This is a genomic window from Paenibacillus sp. UNC496MF (assembly GCF_900113915.1).
Lineage (GTDB): Bacteria > Bacillota > Bacilli > Paenibacillales > Paenibacillaceae > Paenibacillus_Z > Paenibacillus_Z artemisiicola.
Window position 1 is genome coordinate 1 of record NZ_FORE01000014.1, and the last position, 18,655, is coordinate 18,655.

The 18,655-nt window shown below is 48.5% G+C and carries 14 protein-coding genes; 2 read left to right on the forward strand and 12 right to left on the reverse strand.

What is annotated here, in order from left to right:
- Nucleotides 1-914: 914 nt before the first annotated feature.
- From BMZ79_RS24370 to BMZ79_RS24390, 6 genes are all read right to left on the reverse strand, one after another.
- On the reverse strand, nucleotides 915-1,787 hold the full coding sequence (locus BMZ79_RS24370) for a carbohydrate ABC transporter permease (protein ID WP_090645180.1): 873 nt from the start codon (nucleotides 1,785-1,787) through the stop codon (nucleotides 915-917).
- A gap of 29 nt (nucleotides 1,788-1,816) precedes the next feature.
- Nucleotides 1,817-2,746, reverse strand: coding sequence for an ABC transporter permease (locus BMZ79_RS24375; RefSeq protein ID WP_256253082.1), 930 nt, complete (start codon nucleotides 2,744-2,746; stop codon nucleotides 1,817-1,819).
- A gap of 79 nt (nucleotides 2,747-2,825) precedes the next feature.
- Nucleotides 2,826-4,520: an extracellular solute-binding protein gene (locus tag BMZ79_RS24380; protein WP_177222309.1), complete on the reverse strand. Its 1,695-nt coding sequence runs from the start codon at nucleotides 4,518-4,520 to the stop codon at nucleotides 2,826-2,828.
- Between the two features lie 241 nt (nucleotides 4,521-4,761).
- A complete protein-coding gene (locus tag BMZ79_RS24385) occupies nucleotides 4,762-7,101 on the reverse strand; it encodes a helix-turn-helix domain-containing protein (protein ID WP_090645186.1) in 2,340 nt (779 codons plus the stop codon).
- Between the two features lie 26 nt (nucleotides 7,102-7,127).
- Nucleotides 7,128-7,376, reverse strand: a complete 249-nt coding sequence (locus BMZ79_RS33740; RefSeq protein WP_143089060.1) for a hypothetical protein — start codon at nucleotides 7,374-7,376, stop codon at nucleotides 7,128-7,130.
- 1,681 nt (nucleotides 7,377-9,057) lie between these two features.
- Complete coding sequence (locus BMZ79_RS24390) at nucleotides 9,058-9,492, reverse strand: cupin domain-containing protein (protein WP_218154763.1); 435 nt, start codon at nucleotides 9,490-9,492, stop codon at nucleotides 9,058-9,060.
- 147 nt (nucleotides 9,493-9,639) lie between these two features.
- Between BMZ79_RS24390 and BMZ79_RS35650 the strand changes: the two genes are divergently transcribed.
- Both BMZ79_RS35650 and BMZ79_RS33745 read left to right on the forward strand, forming a co-directional pair.
- Entirely contained in the window at nucleotides 9,640-9,855 is a 216-nt protein-coding gene (locus BMZ79_RS35650; protein ID WP_371263795.1) for a tyrosine-type recombinase/integrase, read from the forward strand.
- Between the two features lie 441 nt (nucleotides 9,856-10,296).
- Nucleotides 10,297-10,605 carry a hypothetical protein gene (locus tag BMZ79_RS33745; RefSeq protein ID WP_143089061.1) on the forward strand — a complete coding sequence of 103 codons (309 nt, stop codon included), beginning with the start codon at nucleotides 10,297-10,299 and terminating at the stop codon, nucleotides 10,603-10,605.
- Nucleotides 10,606-10,689: 84 nt separating this feature from the next.
- On the opposite strand, the gene BMZ79_RS24400 is transcribed toward BMZ79_RS33745, so the two are convergent.
- From BMZ79_RS24400 to BMZ79_RS24425, 6 genes are all read right to left on the reverse strand, one after another.
- Nucleotides 10,690-11,148 carry a hypothetical protein gene (locus tag BMZ79_RS24400; RefSeq protein WP_090645189.1) on the reverse strand — a complete coding sequence of 153 codons (459 nt, stop codon included), beginning with the start codon at nucleotides 11,146-11,148 and terminating at the stop codon, nucleotides 10,690-10,692.
- Between the two features lie 299 nt (nucleotides 11,149-11,447).
- Complete coding sequence (locus BMZ79_RS24405) at nucleotides 11,448-11,681, reverse strand: hypothetical protein (protein WP_177222310.1); 234 nt, start codon at nucleotides 11,679-11,681, stop codon at nucleotides 11,448-11,450.
- A 130-nt stretch (nucleotides 11,682-11,811) separates the two neighbouring features.
- A complete protein-coding gene (locus tag BMZ79_RS24410) occupies nucleotides 11,812-12,837 on the reverse strand; it encodes a glycosyl hydrolase (protein ID WP_090645192.1) in 1,026 nt (341 codons plus the stop codon).
- Between the two features lie 161 nt (nucleotides 12,838-12,998).
- Nucleotides 12,999-14,846, reverse strand: coding sequence for a glycosyl hydrolase (locus BMZ79_RS24415; RefSeq protein ID WP_090645195.1), 1,848 nt, complete (start codon nucleotides 14,844-14,846; stop codon nucleotides 12,999-13,001).
- A 153-nt stretch (nucleotides 14,847-14,999) separates the two neighbouring features.
- Nucleotides 15,000-16,580, reverse strand: a complete 1,581-nt coding sequence (locus tag BMZ79_RS24420) for a response regulator (protein ID WP_177222311.1) — start codon at nucleotides 16,578-16,580, stop codon at nucleotides 15,000-15,002.
- Nucleotides 16,555-18,507 (reverse strand): sensor histidine kinase, encoded by a 1,953-nt coding sequence (locus tag BMZ79_RS24425; protein ID WP_090645203.1) that lies wholly within the window; start codon nucleotides 18,505-18,507, stop codon nucleotides 16,555-16,557. Before BMZ79_RS24425 ends, BMZ79_RS24420 begins: the two co-directional genes overlap by 26 nt.
- Nucleotides 18,508-18,655 lie beyond the last annotated feature (148 nt).

Below are 18,655 nucleotides of genomic sequence, written 5' to 3' on the forward strand. Positions count from 1 at the left end.
CTCGGCAGAGAACCTTCGTCAAGCTCACAAGCTATTGGAGAGCAATAAGACGATTGGTAAGGTTGTTCTTGAAGGTTTTGTTTAAATATCCGCTCGCATTGGAAAATACAAGAAGCCGACTGCTAATTACAGTCGGCTTCGGACATTTCCATCTCTCCTCTGGCGATATTCTTCTTCATTCAACTTATTGGGGATTATTCTTCCAATATCTTCTCATGCCTGCCGCACATTCATAACACCCCAAGAACCGGCAACTTGTCTTGTAACATAAACGCCTTGTCAGTTAAAGTTTGCGGTTCTTCGGACGCGATGCCCACGAGACGATCGTCAGGGCTGCAAAACCAATGGTGGTGAGTATATGGTAGCATACGCCCCACAGTCCTCCGCGAATGCATGCGATGCGGTAGCGTCAGTCATTTCAAAGAAAATATCGGCGTATGCCCATTCTTTAATCACGGTCAGAAAGTACGACGGATACCCCAATATCCGCGAAATAACCCGGCCTCCATGAGTCCGTTCGAACGGGGAGTCGGCAAGGAACAAGAGGTTCCCGCCTGCTACGGACAGTAGTTGCTATGTTCATGAACTCATACATCCTACAGATTCAACGTCATGGTCTCGCCAATACTTTTACTTTGTGGACGCTGTAAAGTCATCAGGTAGATCCTAGTCGAAATGACCAAGGAGAATGGGCGTAATTAAAGACGCCAAGGCAGCACATGCCCTGGCGCCAACTACTCATTATCTTCTCGGTTTACCTTCTTGAAGCTTGGAAACTTGAGCACGTAGGGCCACAGTAAACACTTGCCGAGTTTGCCGCTTGTCAAGCCTTAGGAGAAATTAACGCGAAACTATACTCCTCCTCACAACTGTACCAAGGTGTTTCCCCTTCACTTTTAAAGCTCTCGTTGTCACTAGCCTTTTAATGAGCCGACCATAATACCCTTGACAAAGTATTTCTGCAAGAACGGATAGGCGATGAGAATGGGTAACGTCGCTATCACAATGGTCGAATACTGAATGAGCGCTCTATACATGTCCTCCGCTTGACCACTGATTCCGTTTTGTACTTGTAACATGCTGCCTTTATCATTTTGAATAAGGATTTCCCTAAGGATCAGCTGGAGGGGAAAGGTACTTCGATCTCTAAGGAATATTGCCGCATTAAACCATGAATTCCACATGGCTACACCATAGAATAACACCATAACCGCAATAATGGGCATTGATAATGGAAGGATGATTCTAAAAAGAACAGTAAAGTCATTTGCTCCGTCAATCTTAGCAGATTCTTCAAGGCTCTCAGGAATCTGCATAAATGACGTTCTCATGATAATAAGATTCCATGTACTTATTGCGCTTGGGAGAATAATAGCCCATCTCGTATCGTAAATTCCCAAATCCTTAACTAACAAGTAAAACGGAATAAGACCGCCGCTAAAGAACATCGTTATGGTTATTAGAATTAATATATATTTTGAAAATAGAACCCCTTTTCTTGATAGCGCATATCCCCCGAAGCAAGTAAGAATCATGCTAATCAATGTTCCAACCACAACGTAATAAAGGGTATTGTAATATCCAATGCTGATATTAGGATTATTTAACACCAACGAGTAGCCTTTCCATGTAAACCCAAGAGGTTTTAGCAATATTCCTTCATGTTGCATCAATAGCCTCGGATCACTTAATGAAGCGAAAATTACATATAGCATAGGATATATACATGCCATGGAAAGCACAGACAAGAAAATGATATTAAACAAATCGAACGTTTTTTCACTCATTGAACGTTTATGAATTTTTAACACACCCTTTACCACAAGCTATTTTCCGAATATTTCTTTGAAAGCCAATTAGCTCCTATAAGAAACAAGAAATTTATCAATGAATTTAACAGTCCGATTGCCGTACTATAACTATAATCAGCATTTAAAAGACCTCTTCTATAAACATAGGAAGAAATAACATCGGCAGTATCATAGGTTAAAGGATTGTATAGAAGAATGATCTTTTCGAACCCTACGCTCATAATGGAGCCCATTCTGAGGATTAAAAGGATAATGATCGTAGAGGATATGCCCGGTAACGTAATATGAAGTAATTGTTTCCAACGTCCAGCTCCGTCAATCGTAGCCGCTTCATATTGTTGCTGATCAATATTCGTCAAGGCAGCAAGATAGATAATGCTCCCCCAACCTATACCTTGCCAAATTCCGGAACCAACAAATATGGTTCTGAATAGATCCTTATTAGCTAGTAAGTTCGTTTTTTCAAAACCAACATGAGAAAGCAACTGATTAATTAGTCCATTGGTAGAGGTAAAATCGATAATGATACCGCATACAACTACGATTGATATGAAAAAAGGCAGATAGGTCAAGTTTTGAACCGTTTTTTTGAATATCTTACTTCTAACTTCATTCATTAACAAAGCAAGGATAATAGGTGCGGGAAAGCCCCATAAGATGTCATAAATATTGATAAGAAACGTATTTGTAATTACGCGCCGAAAGTTTGGATCAATGAAAAATGATTTGAAATTGTCGAGTCCGACCCATGGACTATTGAGAATTCCACGCCCTGGATTAAAGTCCTTAAAAGCAATAATCACTCCGTACATAGGTATATAGGCAAATATGATATACCACGCAACAACTATAGAAACCATTAAATAAATGTATTTATTTTTTTTGAAGTCTGTTTTTAGAAGGTTCTTTTTCCTGTTATGGGCTTTTACGATCAAAATAAATCATCCTTCCTACCAAATTAAAGCGATATGGGATGGTAATCTGTTGATTTGCCATCCCATAAAATAATATTGGTTATCTATTGTTATACCGGTCAAGCTGATCTTGAGTGATTTTAATCATCTTATCGATACCCAATTTTTTAATTTGCGCGACATACTTATCAAAATCACCGATAGGTTCTTCACCCATTATGAACTTGTAAACCATTTCCTCTCGATACGTATTGATTTGAGTCATAACTTCGGCATTTACTTTGACTTCTTCATCGGTTGATGACAAGGGTGGCATATTGTAATCCTTTTCTGGGGTGCTCCATTTATCCATCGCATCATAAACTTCAGGAGCCATTACATAAGATAGCGGATTTCTAAGATATGCCTCATAAAGGGATTTATATTTATCAATTGCAGTCCAGAAATCCACGCCATCCGGATTCTTCGTTAAAAGATCAGTAAACTCAGGATGCTGCGTTTTAATTCTTTCACTCAGAGCTGGCGGGAAGAATCCGGGGCCGTCCTTCTGCTCCACAGGCCCGTCAACCCAGTTGTATGATACGCCTTCAACTCCATAGTTGAACAACATAAACCCTTCTACCGAATATCGGTAATCAAGCCATCTTAATGCGGCTTCAACGTTTTTGCTTTTTGCGGATATCGCAATATCGCTTCCTTTTGAATACCAATTCTTGTTTCCGACGTGTATGGTCTTAGCAGGGTCATCTCCCGCTTTAAGGACGGGATAAGTCGTCGGCACTAAATTGTATTTGGGGTTTGTTGCTTTACCCGAAGTAGCCCACGGACCAAAGCTTCCGTAAAAAGCAACAGCAACTGCGCCAGCTTTTCCAGATGTAACCTGTGCATCGGCGCTTGTATCATCGCGTGTTGCAAAATCTTTGTCAATTAGACCCTCTTTATACCATTGATTCATTAAGGTAAGGAAGTCTTTGAACCCAGGCTCGATCGGGCCGTAAACTACAGTCCCGTTTTTATTCAAAAATTGGGAATAGGAAGAACCAAAGGTACCGGCAAATGCTTCTGCAGCACCAAATTTGCTCTTTAATTGTAAGAGCATTGGCGTTTCGAGCTTTTTCTTATCCTTAAGCGCTCTAAGAACATTGGTCCAATCGTCAATCGTCTTAGGTATCTGCAGTCCCAATTCGTCAAGATAATCTTTTCTGATTGCTGGACCTGCCCATGACGGCTCTTCATCTGTCTGCAGCATCTTGAAGCTCCATATCGTACCATCATCTTCTTTGGCCTGTTTAGCGAAATCAGAATTCTGAGCCAACACCGCCGCATAGTTTGGAGCGTACTTCGGAATAAGGTCATTTAATTTTAGATATACGCCATCCTGTACAGCTTTGAGTCCGCCACCTTTATATCCCTGATCGGGAATAATATCCGGAAGCTCTCCGGAGGCAATCATTAAGTTAAATGCATCTGATTCTTGTCCAGAAGGTGGCGTAATATAATCTACCTTAATCCCCGTTCTTTTTTCCATTTCCTGAACAACCATGTTATCATTTATGCTTTTGATATAGGTTGAACTAAACGGGTGCCAATACGTGAGCTTCGTGCCTTGGAATTTTGCAAAATCCTCTAACGACCCCGCCCCATTCGTTGCAGTGCTGTCTGGCGTGTTTGCAGTGCTGTCTGGTGTGTTTTCGGAATTGTTTGTGTCATTCCCACAAGCAGCAAGAGATAGAACCATTGAAGCGACAAGTATGCATGAAGATAGTGTAAGACCTAATTTCTTCATTTTCTTCATTGCCATTCCCCCTCTGGGTTATTGTGTTTCCGATCCAGGTAGCAAGTTAACAGGTCCTAACTTGGTTACCCTAGTTAGACTGTATGTCAGGTAGGGAGGAACCGTAAATCGTCACTTTAATCTTCATCGCCAATAGTCAACTATCGACGTTTAGATGCGCTTTTGAACGCTTCGATAGATTCACAAGCATAAAGGGCACCAAATTTAGTCAATCGTCATTTTTTTACTCGATCACCTAAATTTAACTTCGATCTAAAACATTATTTAGTTCACGATATTTCCCCGGGGTTACCCCTTCATTTTTTTTAAAGGTACGAATAAACATATTGCTGTTCAAGAATCCTGTTAATTCGGCAATATTCTTGATATTCAATTCATCATCCAGCAGGTAAGCTTTTGCCTTCTCTAATCGGGTTTTGTTTATTGTAGACAAGACACCTTCCCCTGTCTGACCCTTGAAAAATCTCGACATATAAACAGGCGTTAGCCCGAACTCAGAAGCAATAGATGCCACGCTTAAAGAACTGTCGCTGTAATGGCGTTCAATATAGGCAATAATCTCCATGCTTTTGCTTGAATTTACGCCCTTATTTTTTTCATTGTAAGCCTGCTCTATTTTCAATAGAATATCCATCATTTGTTTTTGCATTTTAAAAATAGTTTGGCATTCAATTAATTTTCGAAAAGGATTAAGGCTCTCAATAAACTTGCTATCGTATATCAAACCTCTATCATTAAATGCATTTATCATCGTATTTACGATAGCAAACATAAGACATCTAGCCATATCCAACGAAATATTGGGATTCGCAAAATTCTGGTCGAATACATGCTGCATGACTTGTTTTGCATGCGCAAAGTCGCCGGCTCTTATACTATTAATAAATTGTTGCTGAACTTCGATTGGATACGTATTGGTAAAATTAATTCTGTCAGGAGGATAAATGTCGCTATACAGGATGATATTGTTATCGCCTACGACAATTTTATATTCCGCAGCTTCAAGACACTCTTTGTACGCCTCAGGTATACCGCTGATCGTAGAGTGTACATTACTTATTGAGGCAGTTAAAAGGATGCCGTACTTATCGAAAATCAAGTTTTTCCCGCTGATTATTTCATTTTGAATGAAGGCGGTGTCCTCGGGTGATTTATCGATATTCACTATACACACGATAGATTTATCTACTTCGAAAAAAACGCAGTTAAAATGCTTACCAACCAATTCCTCCATTATATTTCGAACGATAAACTGTGCTAGTTCTATGGATTTGTCATCGCTTTCATCACTTTCGGAAAAATGAATTTTACCTACATCCTCTAAGTAGAACCCGATTACCACAAAATGATCACCCTTGAGATCTATGCCATATGTACTGTATCTGTCATCGAGAGGCAGACTGCTTTTAATATATCCCTTTACTAATCTGTTGAGAAAATTATCTTTAAGCGTTTCCTTGTGCTGTTCCCATGTGCTTGTAATGCTTTTATTTTCATCGATAATACTCAACATCGATTTTTCAATCAATTTGAATTCATTTAAGCTATGATCATATTTAATTTTCCCTATTTTTGAAAACATCATCATTATATTATCAATCGGATTATAATTTTTTCTAGCGAACAATAGCGCTACGAATGTCCCTCCAATAAGGCATAAAAACGTGCATACTAACATGACTTTAATAACATCCTTTGCTTGCTTGGAAAAAAACGATCTCGGCACAATGTTTATGTAGCTCCAGTCTACATTTGCAGATTTGATATACGTTAAGTCAACTTTGGAGCTGCCAAGTTTTAATTTTAACGAACCTTGATTTCCATTCAGGTTTAAATCGGGAACATTCAGATCGCTCTGATTATCTAAAGACGCAACTACCTCATTCCGGCTATTTATAATGATGGAGTTCCCCCCTAAACCTTTATTCAAATTACTTAATGAGTTTTCTAGAAATGCACGGTCAAGAATAATCCCAAGCGTTGCGTTACTTTCCTCAACACCATAAGACGGAATCGATTGAAGAAGCACCACGCCACCCAAATTGGGGTATTCCGTATTTCTTGATGTCATTGGATAAAAATCCCTCTTATGCAGCTGTTTTAAAAAGTTTATCCATGCCTCTTCATCATGCACTTCATTCGGATAATATGAATTGAAATATTTCATACCGCTGCTTGTCCCTTTGTCGGACACGATTAGATCTCTTTTAGGAACATAGATGAAAATATCCTTAATATAGCTGTTTGTGACCTTAGAGGTCCCAATGGTACTGATTACTTGCAACATGGATAAACGGTAAGCTGGCTGTATAGGCTCAATAAGATTGCATTGTGCGATAACGTTCTTATCCAGCATAATCGTGTTTATTATTTTGTTGATGTCATTCAGTTTATTATCTATCGTATCCTGTAGTTGTTTTAGCATGGCATGATTGGCTTTATTGATTTCCGTTTGAATGACTCGAACGGATTGTATATAGGCTACGGCGCTTATAATCAACGATACTAAAATTATGGTTAAATACGAAAATAATAACGATATAAATATTTTTCTTTTTTCCTTTATGAATTTTAAAATCATGCTCCCTCAATCCTCCATAGTCACATTCAGAGAAATAGTAGATGACGAGTTGTAAACGAACCGCGACGGTTAAAAAGCAAAAGGCTCATGCCGGTTTCATGTAAAATGGAAGTACTGAAATACCATTTACAAGAGATTTCAACATGAGCTGCTCCTATTTTAAACGAACCGCGGGAAATTGGAGACGTACAATTCAAATCGATCATGACAGGCGGAGTTTTTTCACCTCCCTCTAACTTCGCAGTTGGACCGATCGCAACCACCGTCTGATCCATCCGCTCCCTCTCAGATAAGAATTTAACTCCTTCTTAACTAATCTATCTATATTCACCGTATGGTTCCGCGCACTCTATCTAAGAACTTTGCTACATTTCAGTATGCTCCCGGCAAGGATGTTGAGTTGCTTCTCTTTCAGGCTGCTCTCATCGCCGAAGCTGTTACCTTGGATAAACTGTATGTCAGGTAAGAAGGAATTGTAAATCGTCACTTTTTACAGGATCGACTAAATTTTACATCACTCTATCCATTATTTCGTTCACGGTAAAGATACGAATAACCATATTGCTGTTAAAGCCTGTCAATCTTGAATTGTGTAGGGATCGTGACGGTTTAAATGCAAAAGGCCCATGTTCGGTTTCATGTAAAATGGAAGTAACTGAAATACCATTTACAAGAGAACTGAACATAAGCTACTCTTATATTAATCACGAATACGGGAAATCGAAGACGTTGCATTCCAAATCGATCATGATGAACACTACGGGAAGCGTAAACTTCTCCATGCGGTCACTCGGTCATACGCAGCCCAGGCATTTCACATTGTTCCATCCCCATCTGCACAGCTCTCGGTTTAGAACTTGCGATTTAAATGCGATGGCTGGCCTTCCTTACCAGATTCAATGGCTTGAATTTGCCGTCCACATACCCCTTAATAACGCCTAGATCGAACATTTCCCTAAATAGCGACTGCGGCTCAATCTTCTGGTTTAATAGCATTTCTTACGTCTGCTAACTGGACAGTAGGCATCCCTTGTGAGAAGGATAAAAGCCCCAGCGAGCATTCGCTGGGGCTTTTTTTTGATTGCTGTTCGGTCTCTATATATGGTGATTAGTTTCGCTTTGGTTCACCAATATAACTGCTACCTCACAAGCCAGCTTGTGGTAGCCTGAACAAATCCACGACCTCCGACGACTCCTCCTGGCTTCTACAAGGAAACCGCCCGACGCTTCGTAGCGGACGCCGACATGCACAGGCTGACAGGCCATCATAGGTTTTTGGACTTCATGCAACAGGGGAATTTTCCTTTCTATTGGCGCCTTAATGTCGAACAGTAAATAAAAACAACCATCGCCGGGCGATTGTTGTTTTCGAAAAAAGTAACTTAGTATGGCTGCATCAAATCTAGCACTCCTTCCAGTTCTTGCGAATCTTTATCCGGGTCCGGTTCTTTCCCTTGGACTTAATGAGCGATATGACTTGCACGCCATCGTTACTTAGATAAGCGGCACGCGAATAATTGCTAAGCAGCACGGTCTGATCAATCCCGTAAGCAAATTAGTAAGTTATTCAATTTCACTTTCCAAACGCCATAAGCGAACGATGAAGGCCGCTTTCCTTGCAAGGTCAGCCTCACTTCCTTGAAAGTCGCATACGCATCTCCCTTATACAAGAAATGCGCACCCAAATTGAAGTAAGCTCCTTTTTTCTTATTGGAAATGGCTCTGCCGCCTAAGCGATTCTGTTTTTCGTTGTTGTCCTCTTACAGTTCCCTCTTGACGCGCCCGGCTACAGATATAAAAAAAGCCCTGCAGCATCGTTTGATGTGTCAGAGCTTGAACAGCAGCCGTTGTGATTTTACCATTGGAAACGACGGTGTGCCTATCTGTCCAATTGGTCCGTTGGAAGCGATCTGGTTTTAGTTGAGCCTCTGGCTCATCGTTCTGTTCCTTTCAATCTCATTTGACGGCAGTGGTGAGCGGCTTGTCGTCTGAGTCGACGACGAAAACCGCGAGCAACTTTGCTGGCTTGGTCTTGCTCGCGTTGCGGCTGATTTGGTGGATCGCGTTCGGCGGTTCGAACCAACTCTCGCCGGTCCTGTAGACGCGGGTCTCGCCATTGTTCACCTTCGACTCGATCTCACCCGAAATCACATAGGCGTAAATGAAGGCGGACTTCGCATGCGTGTGCGGCGAGGAAGCCGCGCCTGGTGCATAGTCGACTTCGACAGCGATGAGAGACTTGCTGGGGATGTTCGGAATCGCTTGATCGAATTTAGGCGTGACCGTTTCGGCCTGAACGTGAGCCGGTGCACCTGCTTTAGTATCCGCTTTTTTGCCGTATGCTGTAAAAATAAGCGATACGACTAAAACAAGTACGGCCATTGGATCCATGATTTTTTCAATTTTTATTTCCCCATCTGTTTTGTACTAATTTGTCACTATGAAATATTCTATCCAAAAAAAGGCTGGGTACTCGGCCCTCAACAAATTTTACTCATCGGTTTTTCCATAGTTCCCAAACCAATAAATCCGGTTTTCATCTCTTTAGGCCGCCGGTTATCCAAACGTGCAATTCAATACGTAGCCGAGCATGCGTTTCATACATTTAAAGTAGAATATCCTCAGTATAAGGAAACTCCCTTATCAGCTCATAAGTTACGGCATTCATTTGCAACTAATTTATTGGCTAGTGGACATGTAGATCTTCAAACGCTTCAAGAGCTACTAGGACATGAAGATATTTCGACGACTTAGATATATACACACGTTAGTGATAAAGCAAAGAAGGAGGCTATGGCAGCGGTTCACCCAATTTTACCAATAAATTATTAAGGCATTTCGACACTTTAACCTTCTAAAATTTGTCATGGTTATGGCATTGTAGAGAATGATTTTAATGGATGGAAACCCAGATCCTTATAAATGAGAATAACGTTGATTCATATTCTCCTAATATGGAGTTACCCATTATATGTTCGAGCATAATTTTCGGTAGAATCCGCTATTTACCGACAACGTAGCGGAGTACTAATTTAAGGTCTTTCAACTAATCCGGAAAATCGATATTTTATATTAATTCTATAATTTGATTAGCAGGAATTCATCCTTTTTTGGCGAATTTCTTTATTTAGTATTGGTATTCAAGAGTTCAAAAGTATCAAAGTTGAGAAAAATACTGATGAGGAGTGACAGGATTTGCCTAATACTTATAATAAAATGATTGTTCAAGGATTCTACGATAAAATTGAGTCATTGAAAAAACAAGAAGAACGCGGATTACGTATCGAGAATCAATTTGGATCAGAACATCAATCCTCGCTTATCCGACAAGTTAGTATCGAAGTATATGGAGACATTCTTGAGTTAATTAATGAACACTTTAAACTGTCTGGAGAGGCTGCTCCAAAACGCCGTGGTGGACGTAAACCTGGATCGCGCAATAAGGCAAAAGAAGTAACTGCTTCGGAGGAAATTCTAGAAACCGCAGCTGCAACTGAAGAATAATATCTATTGTCTTAAATGAAAATGAAAATGACCCATGCATTCATGCTTGGGTCATTTTTTTGCTTACTTTCAAGCTTTTGTGATTTAAATTTGAGCTTTAGCCTTCAAGCGAACCTCGGCACTCATGGTATCTCGTGCTTTCTGCAAAACATAATTTAGCTTTGCAATTTCACTCTCTTGCTTTTCCACCTGAGCGCGTAGATCTTTATTCTCAGTCACCAATTGTTCAATTAAGCTTGTTACTTGACTAATTAAATCACCTGAACCAACTGGTATCTCTGAAACTCTGCTTTTTGGCTTGCTTTTTTGAACACCTTTGATCTCTGCCTTACGTTCCTTGGCCAACTTGATTTCTTCCAAATAGCGTTTTCGAACTTCCTTATTCCAACGAAAGCCACAAGCTGCCGCTGTACGCTGAAGAAGTTGTGCCGCCACTTGAAATCCTTCAAGTTGAGTACCGTTATTCTCCAAATTATTGATAATCGTTTGTGCTAAAATTTCATCTTGCTGTTCGGTCCATTGATCGTCTCGACTTTTAGTCATACTCTCACCTTCCTCTAAAAGCAGTTTTGCCAATCTTAAGTAATGTATACTCGTCGTTTTTTATGATTATGAAGTATAGAAATGATTAAGAAATAAGAATCTCAACCCCTATTTTTTCAAATGCTGAGAATGAGCTGGACCTATAAACAAGCAGCCGCTCATATTCAACAATCGTGGAAGCAGTTATACCGTCGGGAACAAACTCGATTCTTGTTGGATACGTCTTGACTAGTCAGATACGTATGTCGTCCTCTGCCTATAACGGCAACAAGCCAGCCTATCACAGGCTGGCTTGCTATCTATTTCGTCAATATGTTCAGCAGACGGTCAACTTCCTGCTTCCAATCCATTCCCATCGTTTTCGCATCCTGAAGTATAAGCCCGCTAACAACCGCAAGGAATAAAATCAGTAGCTTGTAGGCATCGCCGTCTGAGAATACTCCTTCTTGCTGTCCGCGGATAAATATCGGGATAAAGGAGTTTCTTTCTTCTTCTAGTTCCCCCCAATTCGTCCAGGAAAGCTTTACCTTCATGCACGCGACAAACAGCCCCTGCTTCCCGAGAGAAGCGAGAGGCTGCGCGCCTTCCTCGTAAGGCGGGGTCTGCCGATTTGATCGATTAGCCGTTTCGATCCGGTCATCGATTCGCCGGTTCAACCCGAGATCACTTGAATATCGCCTGCTTGACCTCGTCCTTGTTCGTCGTATACGGATGATCGTAAACGTCGGCGATATGCTCGAACGTATTGCTACCCGTCAGCATGTTGCCCCAGCCGAGGAAGTACGTATAGAGCGGCTGCGTCTCCTGAATCAACTCGATATCCGGCAACATGCCGCATTCGCCGATCGCAATCGGCTTGCCGTTCGCGATGCGAAGCGTATCTTCGTAATAGGATGGCTTGAAGCTGTCATAGATGTCTACGGATACCATGTCGACGTACGAGTCGCCGGGGTAGAAATCGTCTACCGGCATGGACCATTCGTTATAGGAGGCCGTATTGTAGTTCCAGATTAGGTTGTTCAGGTGATGCATGTTGGTGAAACGGTCGTACAGGTTGGTCCACAACTGTTTTACGAGCTCCGGCCGGCCGCCCCACCAGAAGAAGCCGGCGTTGTTCTCGTGGTACGGGCGCCAGATGACGGGTACGCCCGCCGCTTGCAGCTGGCTGAGATAGCCGGCGATCTCGTCGGCCTTCTTCTCCCATTGCTTGTATTTCTCCGTGCCTGGCGTGACGACCTCGCGCATCTCGTCCTCCGTGTACCAGCTCTGTACGTCCCACCAGCCGGCATTGTCCGGCGCGTCCGGCTTCTCAGCGTGCCAGCTCAGCGTGACGATCGATCCATGGCGCCAGGCGTCGATGGCGGCGTCGACGACGCCCTGCCGCATGGACGCGACTTCGCCCCATGCGAAATCGTTGCCCCAGACGGCGGGGTATTCGCCCGTGATTTCGGCGGCCTTGTTCGACCAGTCGTTCAGCGCGTCGACGTAATTGTGCTGGCCGGACAGGATGCCCTTGCCCGATTGGTTGTACAGGTACTTCAGGACCTCGCGCGCTTCCTTGGTCATGTTGGGGTTGGCCCAACGCGGGTCTGCGGACGCGGTGGACGGCCCGCGGAAGGCGGAAAGCACGATCGCGAGCGCGGCCAGTGCCAGGAAGCTGCGCTTCATGGCGTTCAGCATGTTGTTCATAACGGGTGAACCTCCTTCAATATGCGTTGCATGGTAGGATTTGCGATGCGTTCGTAACGTTCGCGCTCTCGCGCCAGGGCCTTCTCGCTGGCCGGCAGCACGGGGCGGGGATGGCCTTGAGCGGCCTAGAGAGGGGCCCTATATCGGCCCCGAAGCGGGCTCTAGGAGGTCACGACCGCGCGGTCGGCCGTGATGACCGTCCAGATCGAGGCCGCGTTTTTGTTGCCGGTCACGCGTACCTTCACGATGTGATTGCCCGCGGCCAGCGTCTGGCTGGTCCAGATGAGCGTGTTGTCGATGCGGGAGGCCGCGTAGAAGTCGACGGTCGTCTCCGCGCCGCCGTCGATCGAGACCGCCGCGATGCCGTGATGCGCGTCCTTCGTGCCGTACAGCTCGATGCGCGTGCCGTTGAACCGCAATTGGTAATAGTCGTTCGTGGTGCCCGAATAGTGATCGTCGCCGTTGTACTTGACGGACGAGCCGGTGCTCGTGCTCCAGCCGCTGCCGGCGTACTCGTACTGGTTCAGCCCGGTTCCGGTCGTCGCGTCGTTGATCGTCGTCTGCGTGGCCGCTGTCACCGCGACGCGGTCAGCCGTGACGACCGTCCAGGTCGAGGCAGCGTTCTTCGTGCCGGTCACGCGGACCTTAAGCGTGTGGTTCCCCGCCGCGAGCGTCGGGCTGGTCCAGATTAGCGTATTGTCGGCCCGCGTCGCCGCGTAGAAGTCGACGTTGGTCTCCGCGCCGCCGTCGATCGAGACCGCGGCGATGCCGTGATGCGCGTCCTTCGAGCCGTACAGCTTGATCTTCGTGCCGCTGAACGTGACCTGGTAAACGTCGTTTGTCGTCGCGGAGTAATGGTCGCTGCCGTTGTACTTGGCCGTGCCCGTACTCGTGCTCCACGAGCCGGAGTACATGAACTTGTTCACGCCCGATCCCGTCGCGGTGTCGTCGATGTTCACTTCGCCGGCGGCGGGCGCCGGCGGAATGACGACCTCGTCCCGCGTCAGTGTGTGCGCGTCGTTATACGTCGCCTGAATTTGCGCGGACGAATTCTCGCTGTAGAAATGGTCGCCCCACGTCAGGAAGTACGTATAGAGCGGCTGGTTCGCCAGCGCCGTCGGGTCGGGCATTCCGCCGTTTTCCGTGATTGCGATCGGCTTGCCGTTCGACACCGAGACCAGCTCGTTGTAGTACGACGTCTGGAAGCCGTCGTAGATGTCCTGGCCGAGCACGTCCACGAAGGCGTCGCCCGGATAGTAATCGGCGAGCGGCTCCGCCCAGTCATTATTGGACGCTGTGGACCACACCCAGATCAGGTTGTCGAGATGATGGTAATTCGTGAACCGGTCGTACATGTTTATCCAGAGCTGCTTAAACAGCGCGGGACGGCCGCCCCACCAGAACCAGCCGGCGTTGTTCTCGTGGTACGGGCGCCAGAGCACCGGCACGCCCGCGTTCTTGAGCTGCTGCAGGTAGTCGGCGATCGTGTCGACTTGCGCCAGCCATTGGTTGTAGAGCGTGGTGCCCGGCGTGACGAGTTCGGTCATCTCCTGCTCGGTGTACCAGCCCTGCACGCTGCTCCAGCCGGCATTTGCCGGGTCGTTCGGCTTCTGCTGGTGCCAGCTGATCGTCACGATCGAGCCCTGCTGCCACTGGTTGATGGCTTCGTTCACCATGCCTTGGCGGGCGGAGGCCAGCTCCTCCCAAGCGAAGTCGTTGCCCCAGACAGCGGGTGCCTTGCTCGTGGCCGAGACGACCTGCGCCGACCAGCCGGCCGGATCTTCCGTGTAGTTGTGCTGGCCGGACAGAATATGATTGCCGGATACGCTGTACAAGTAATTGAGCACGGCCTTGGCATTGTCCGTCGCATTCGGGTTGACGGGCGGGCTGGCGTCGGCCGACGCGGGAAATGAAAGCGCGTACAACAGCATGCAGAGCACAAGGGCCGCGGCGAACGGCTTCCGGATTTTGCGGACGGCCTGCCGCGGGGTCTTCAGAGCTTGCGTCATCCATGAATTCCTCCTCGTAAGTAGGGATCGGACTTGCGTTTCTTCCGTAACGTTCCAGCTGCGGTCAAAACGAATCAAGCTTGACGAACCTCCGTCTCGTATGGCTGCGTTGCCTCACCCCCTCTCCGGCCGCCGGCCGGCGACCGGGCCGAGTCACTTCCTAAAAGGGCTTTGCATGTCGCGGTATTCTCCGGGGGCGATGCCCTCCATCTCCCGAAACGCCCGCGTGAAATGCTTCGCGTTGCCGAAGCCGACGCGCTCTCCGACCTCGGCGACCTTCAGGTCCGTCGTCTCGAGGAGCTGCTTGGCGCGGGCGATGCGCACGCGCTTCAGGTAGGTGACAAAATTCTCACCCGTGAATGCCTTAAACGACTGGCTGAAGTAGGTATAGTTCAGCGAGACGTGGTTCGAGACCAGCGTCATGCTGATGTCCTTCGCATAATTGGCCTCGATATAGGCGATGGCCTGCTTCATTTCCTTCTGGTCGACATGCACGCTCTTCATGTCGGCCACGTAATCGTTCAGCTGCTCGAGCAGCCGCTCGACGCCGTGCGCGTAGGCATGGAAGCTGCCGCAGCCGTACATGCTGCCGACCTTCTTGTACATGCGCAGAATCTCGATCGTCTCTTCGCCGTACATCTGGAACACCCGGTCGAAGACGAGCTCGTTGAGTGCGGCGCTCAGCCGCTCGAGGTACGAGATGTCGTACCGGCCGATGACCTCGACGTCCAGCACCTCGTGCAGCAGTGCCTTCATCTCCTTCAGCCGGTTCGTGCCCAGCATGTTGGCGATCTTGCGGATGCGGTCGAGCGGGAGCTGGTAGCTCCGCTCCTTGCGCTCGACGCTTCCGTACGGGATCAGCCGCGCCCCAGGGTAGAGGAAGCCGTACTTGAGCGCCTTGGCCGCCTCCAGATAGTGGATGCGCAGCGCGGCCAGCTCCGACGCGCTGCCGCCGACGCCCATCCGGAAGTCGCCGAGGCCGCTCTCCGCCGCCCGACCATCCAGGCATTCCAGCGCGCCCGCCGTCCGGGTAATGAGGACGAGCCGGCCGTCCTGGTCCAGCGTATGGACGAAGCTGCCCGGCCCGCCGTCCTCGGCGACTCCCGCGCAGGCCTCCATCAGCGTCAGGAGACGGTGCAGCAGCATCTCCTGCTTGACCGACTGGCTGTCCGGCTCGGGCAGCGCGACCAGACCGACGTAATATTCGCCCTGGAAGCTGCCCAGCCCGATACTTTCGCAGAGCTCGCGCACGTCGACCGCTTGCAGCTGACCGTTCAGGAGGATGTTGTTCAGCCGGCTGGAACGGAGCTCCTCCAGCATCCGGTCGGACTGCCGCAGCCGCGACGTGGCCTGCTCGCTGCGGTTAAGCGCCTCCGTGATCCGCCGAACCGCCATGTACAGGTCCTCCCGGACGACCGGCTTCAGCAGGTATTCCTTCACCTCGCACTTGATCGCTTCCTTCGCGTACTGGAAATCGTCGTAGCCGCTCAGGATCATAACCGCCGGCTTCGGATCGCCCGCGTGCAGCTCCTGAATAAGGGCGATGCCGTCCATGCCCGGCATGCGGATGTCTGTAATGACGAGGTCGGCCGGCCGCTCCCGGTGCAGCTCCAGTGCCTCTTCGCCGTCCTCCGCGAGCGCAATCTCGTAGGCGTCCGCGAATTCGCGCCGGATCATCGCCTGGAGCCCGTGGCGAATATGCGGTTCATCATCGACGATCAACAAGTTTCGCATGCTCGGCGTTGCCTCCCGATAAGATGAGATAAGGAACATTCAGCGTCACGGCCGTCCATTCGCCTTCGGCGCAGTCGATCTCGAGACCGTAATCCTTGCCGTAAAAGAGCTGCAGCCGCTGATGCACGTTGCGCAGGCCAATGCCGCTGCCTCCCTGTCTGCTGCCCGAACCGCCAGAAGCGCCGAATCCGGATTCACCGCCCGTGCCGTAGAGGCGCGGAATCCGGCCCCGCTCACGGTCCAGCTCGGCGTCGTCCATCGCCAGCCTGCGCCGGATCGCATCCAGCTTGGCGGCGGTCAGCCGGCCGCCGTCGTCGCGGATCTCGATGCGCGTCGTCCCACCTTCCTCGCGGCAGGAAATGGCGATGACGATGCCGCGCCTCCGGCGGCCCGTCTCCATGCCGTAATGGACAGCGTTCTCCACAATCGGCTGCAGCGACATCTTGAGCACCTCGTGCTCCTCGAAGCGGGGATCGATCGCGAGCTGCAGCCGGATTAGCTGGTTGTACCGGATATTCATGATGGCAACGAAGTTCGCGATGTGCGCGATCTCGTCCTTCAGCCGAATGTAGTCCCCCGACCAGTTCAGGTTGTAGCGCATCAGTCCGCCGAGCGAGGTGAGCGCATCCGAGATCGCGTCCTGCCCTTCCACCTCGGCCATCATCTTAATGTTCTCGAGCGTGTTGTAAAGGAAGTGCGAATCGATCTGGTTGCGGAGCGACTTCAGCTCCACTTCCTTGGTCGCGGCATTCTTGTTGACCGCCTCAGCAATCAGGCCGTTGATTTTCTGCAGCATTTTCCGGAAATGATGGGCCAACTCGCCGACCTCGCCACTGCCCTTGATCGGAATGGCCACGTTGAAATCCCCGCGGTTGACCCGCTTCATGGAATCGCTCAGCGCGCGAAGCTTCTTCAGGATGAAGGCATTGATCAGGTACGTGGCCGCCGTCAGCAGGACCATTAGGATCACGCTCGCGATGATGATCTTGTTGCGAATGCCGCGCACGCCGGAGAGGACGTCGTCCAGCGAGACGACGTGCACGAGACGAACCCCGAGCGTATCGACCGGCGCATAGAGCGCCAAGTACGGCTTGGCGTCGTGCGTAAATTGAAACATTTGCCCGCCCGGCCCAGCATACCGGCGAAGCTGCTCCTGTACGACCTTGGGCGGTAGCTCGGACCGGACCGCGAAATCGCTCTGTTCGTTGAAGTAGACGCGCCCGTCGTCCGTGACGACGTACATCTGCGAATCCGGCTGGCCGATGGGGCTGAACGTCTTGGGGAAAAAATCCGCCATCGACATTTCGACCTCGACGATGCCCAAGTGATGGCCGGCCGGAATGTCCGCCTCTCGGAACAGTGACACGTGAGGGAATGGCAGCGGCGTCTGTTCGGCCGTGGCGAGCGGATTGTTCTCCGTCGCGAACAGCTTCCACACTTCCTTGCCTTCCGGATGCCTAGCCTCCGGATACCACGGCTTCGCGGCGATACGGTCCTCGCGGAAGAAGAAGGGCCAGACCTCGTACAAGCCCGGCTGATCGAAGAACACGCGCAGGTTGCGGATCTGCGGGTTGTTGTACTGCAGTCGCGTCAGGTTCGCAATCGTCGTTCGGTTGAAGGCGATCAACTCCTCCGCCGACGGTTCTCCGGTCCGCGACAGGTAGTCGACCACAGACTGGTCCGACAGCGTCAGCTGCGCCATTCGCTCGAGCGATTCGATATGGTTGCGGATGCTGAGTTGCTCCAGCTGCATTTCCGACTCGCCGGCGCGCGCCAGGCTGTCGATGTTACGTTCGTAGAATTCGTTGAAGACGTAGACCGAGATGACCAGCATCGGAATCAGCATCACGACGAGGTACGCCGCGATCAGCCGGTTCTGGATCGATAGCCGCTCGAGCCGCGCGGTCAGCTTATGCAAGGTGGACATGAAGCGGGCAGGCAAGGGATCACTTCCCTGTTTCGTTGGAATGTAGGACCATCCCTATTCTAGCAGGGGCTTCGGTCGCTTGATAGACTCAAGCGAGGCCGGCGCTGCCGCCGGCCCCCTGGGGCTATTGGAGCGGCTTGCCGAGCGC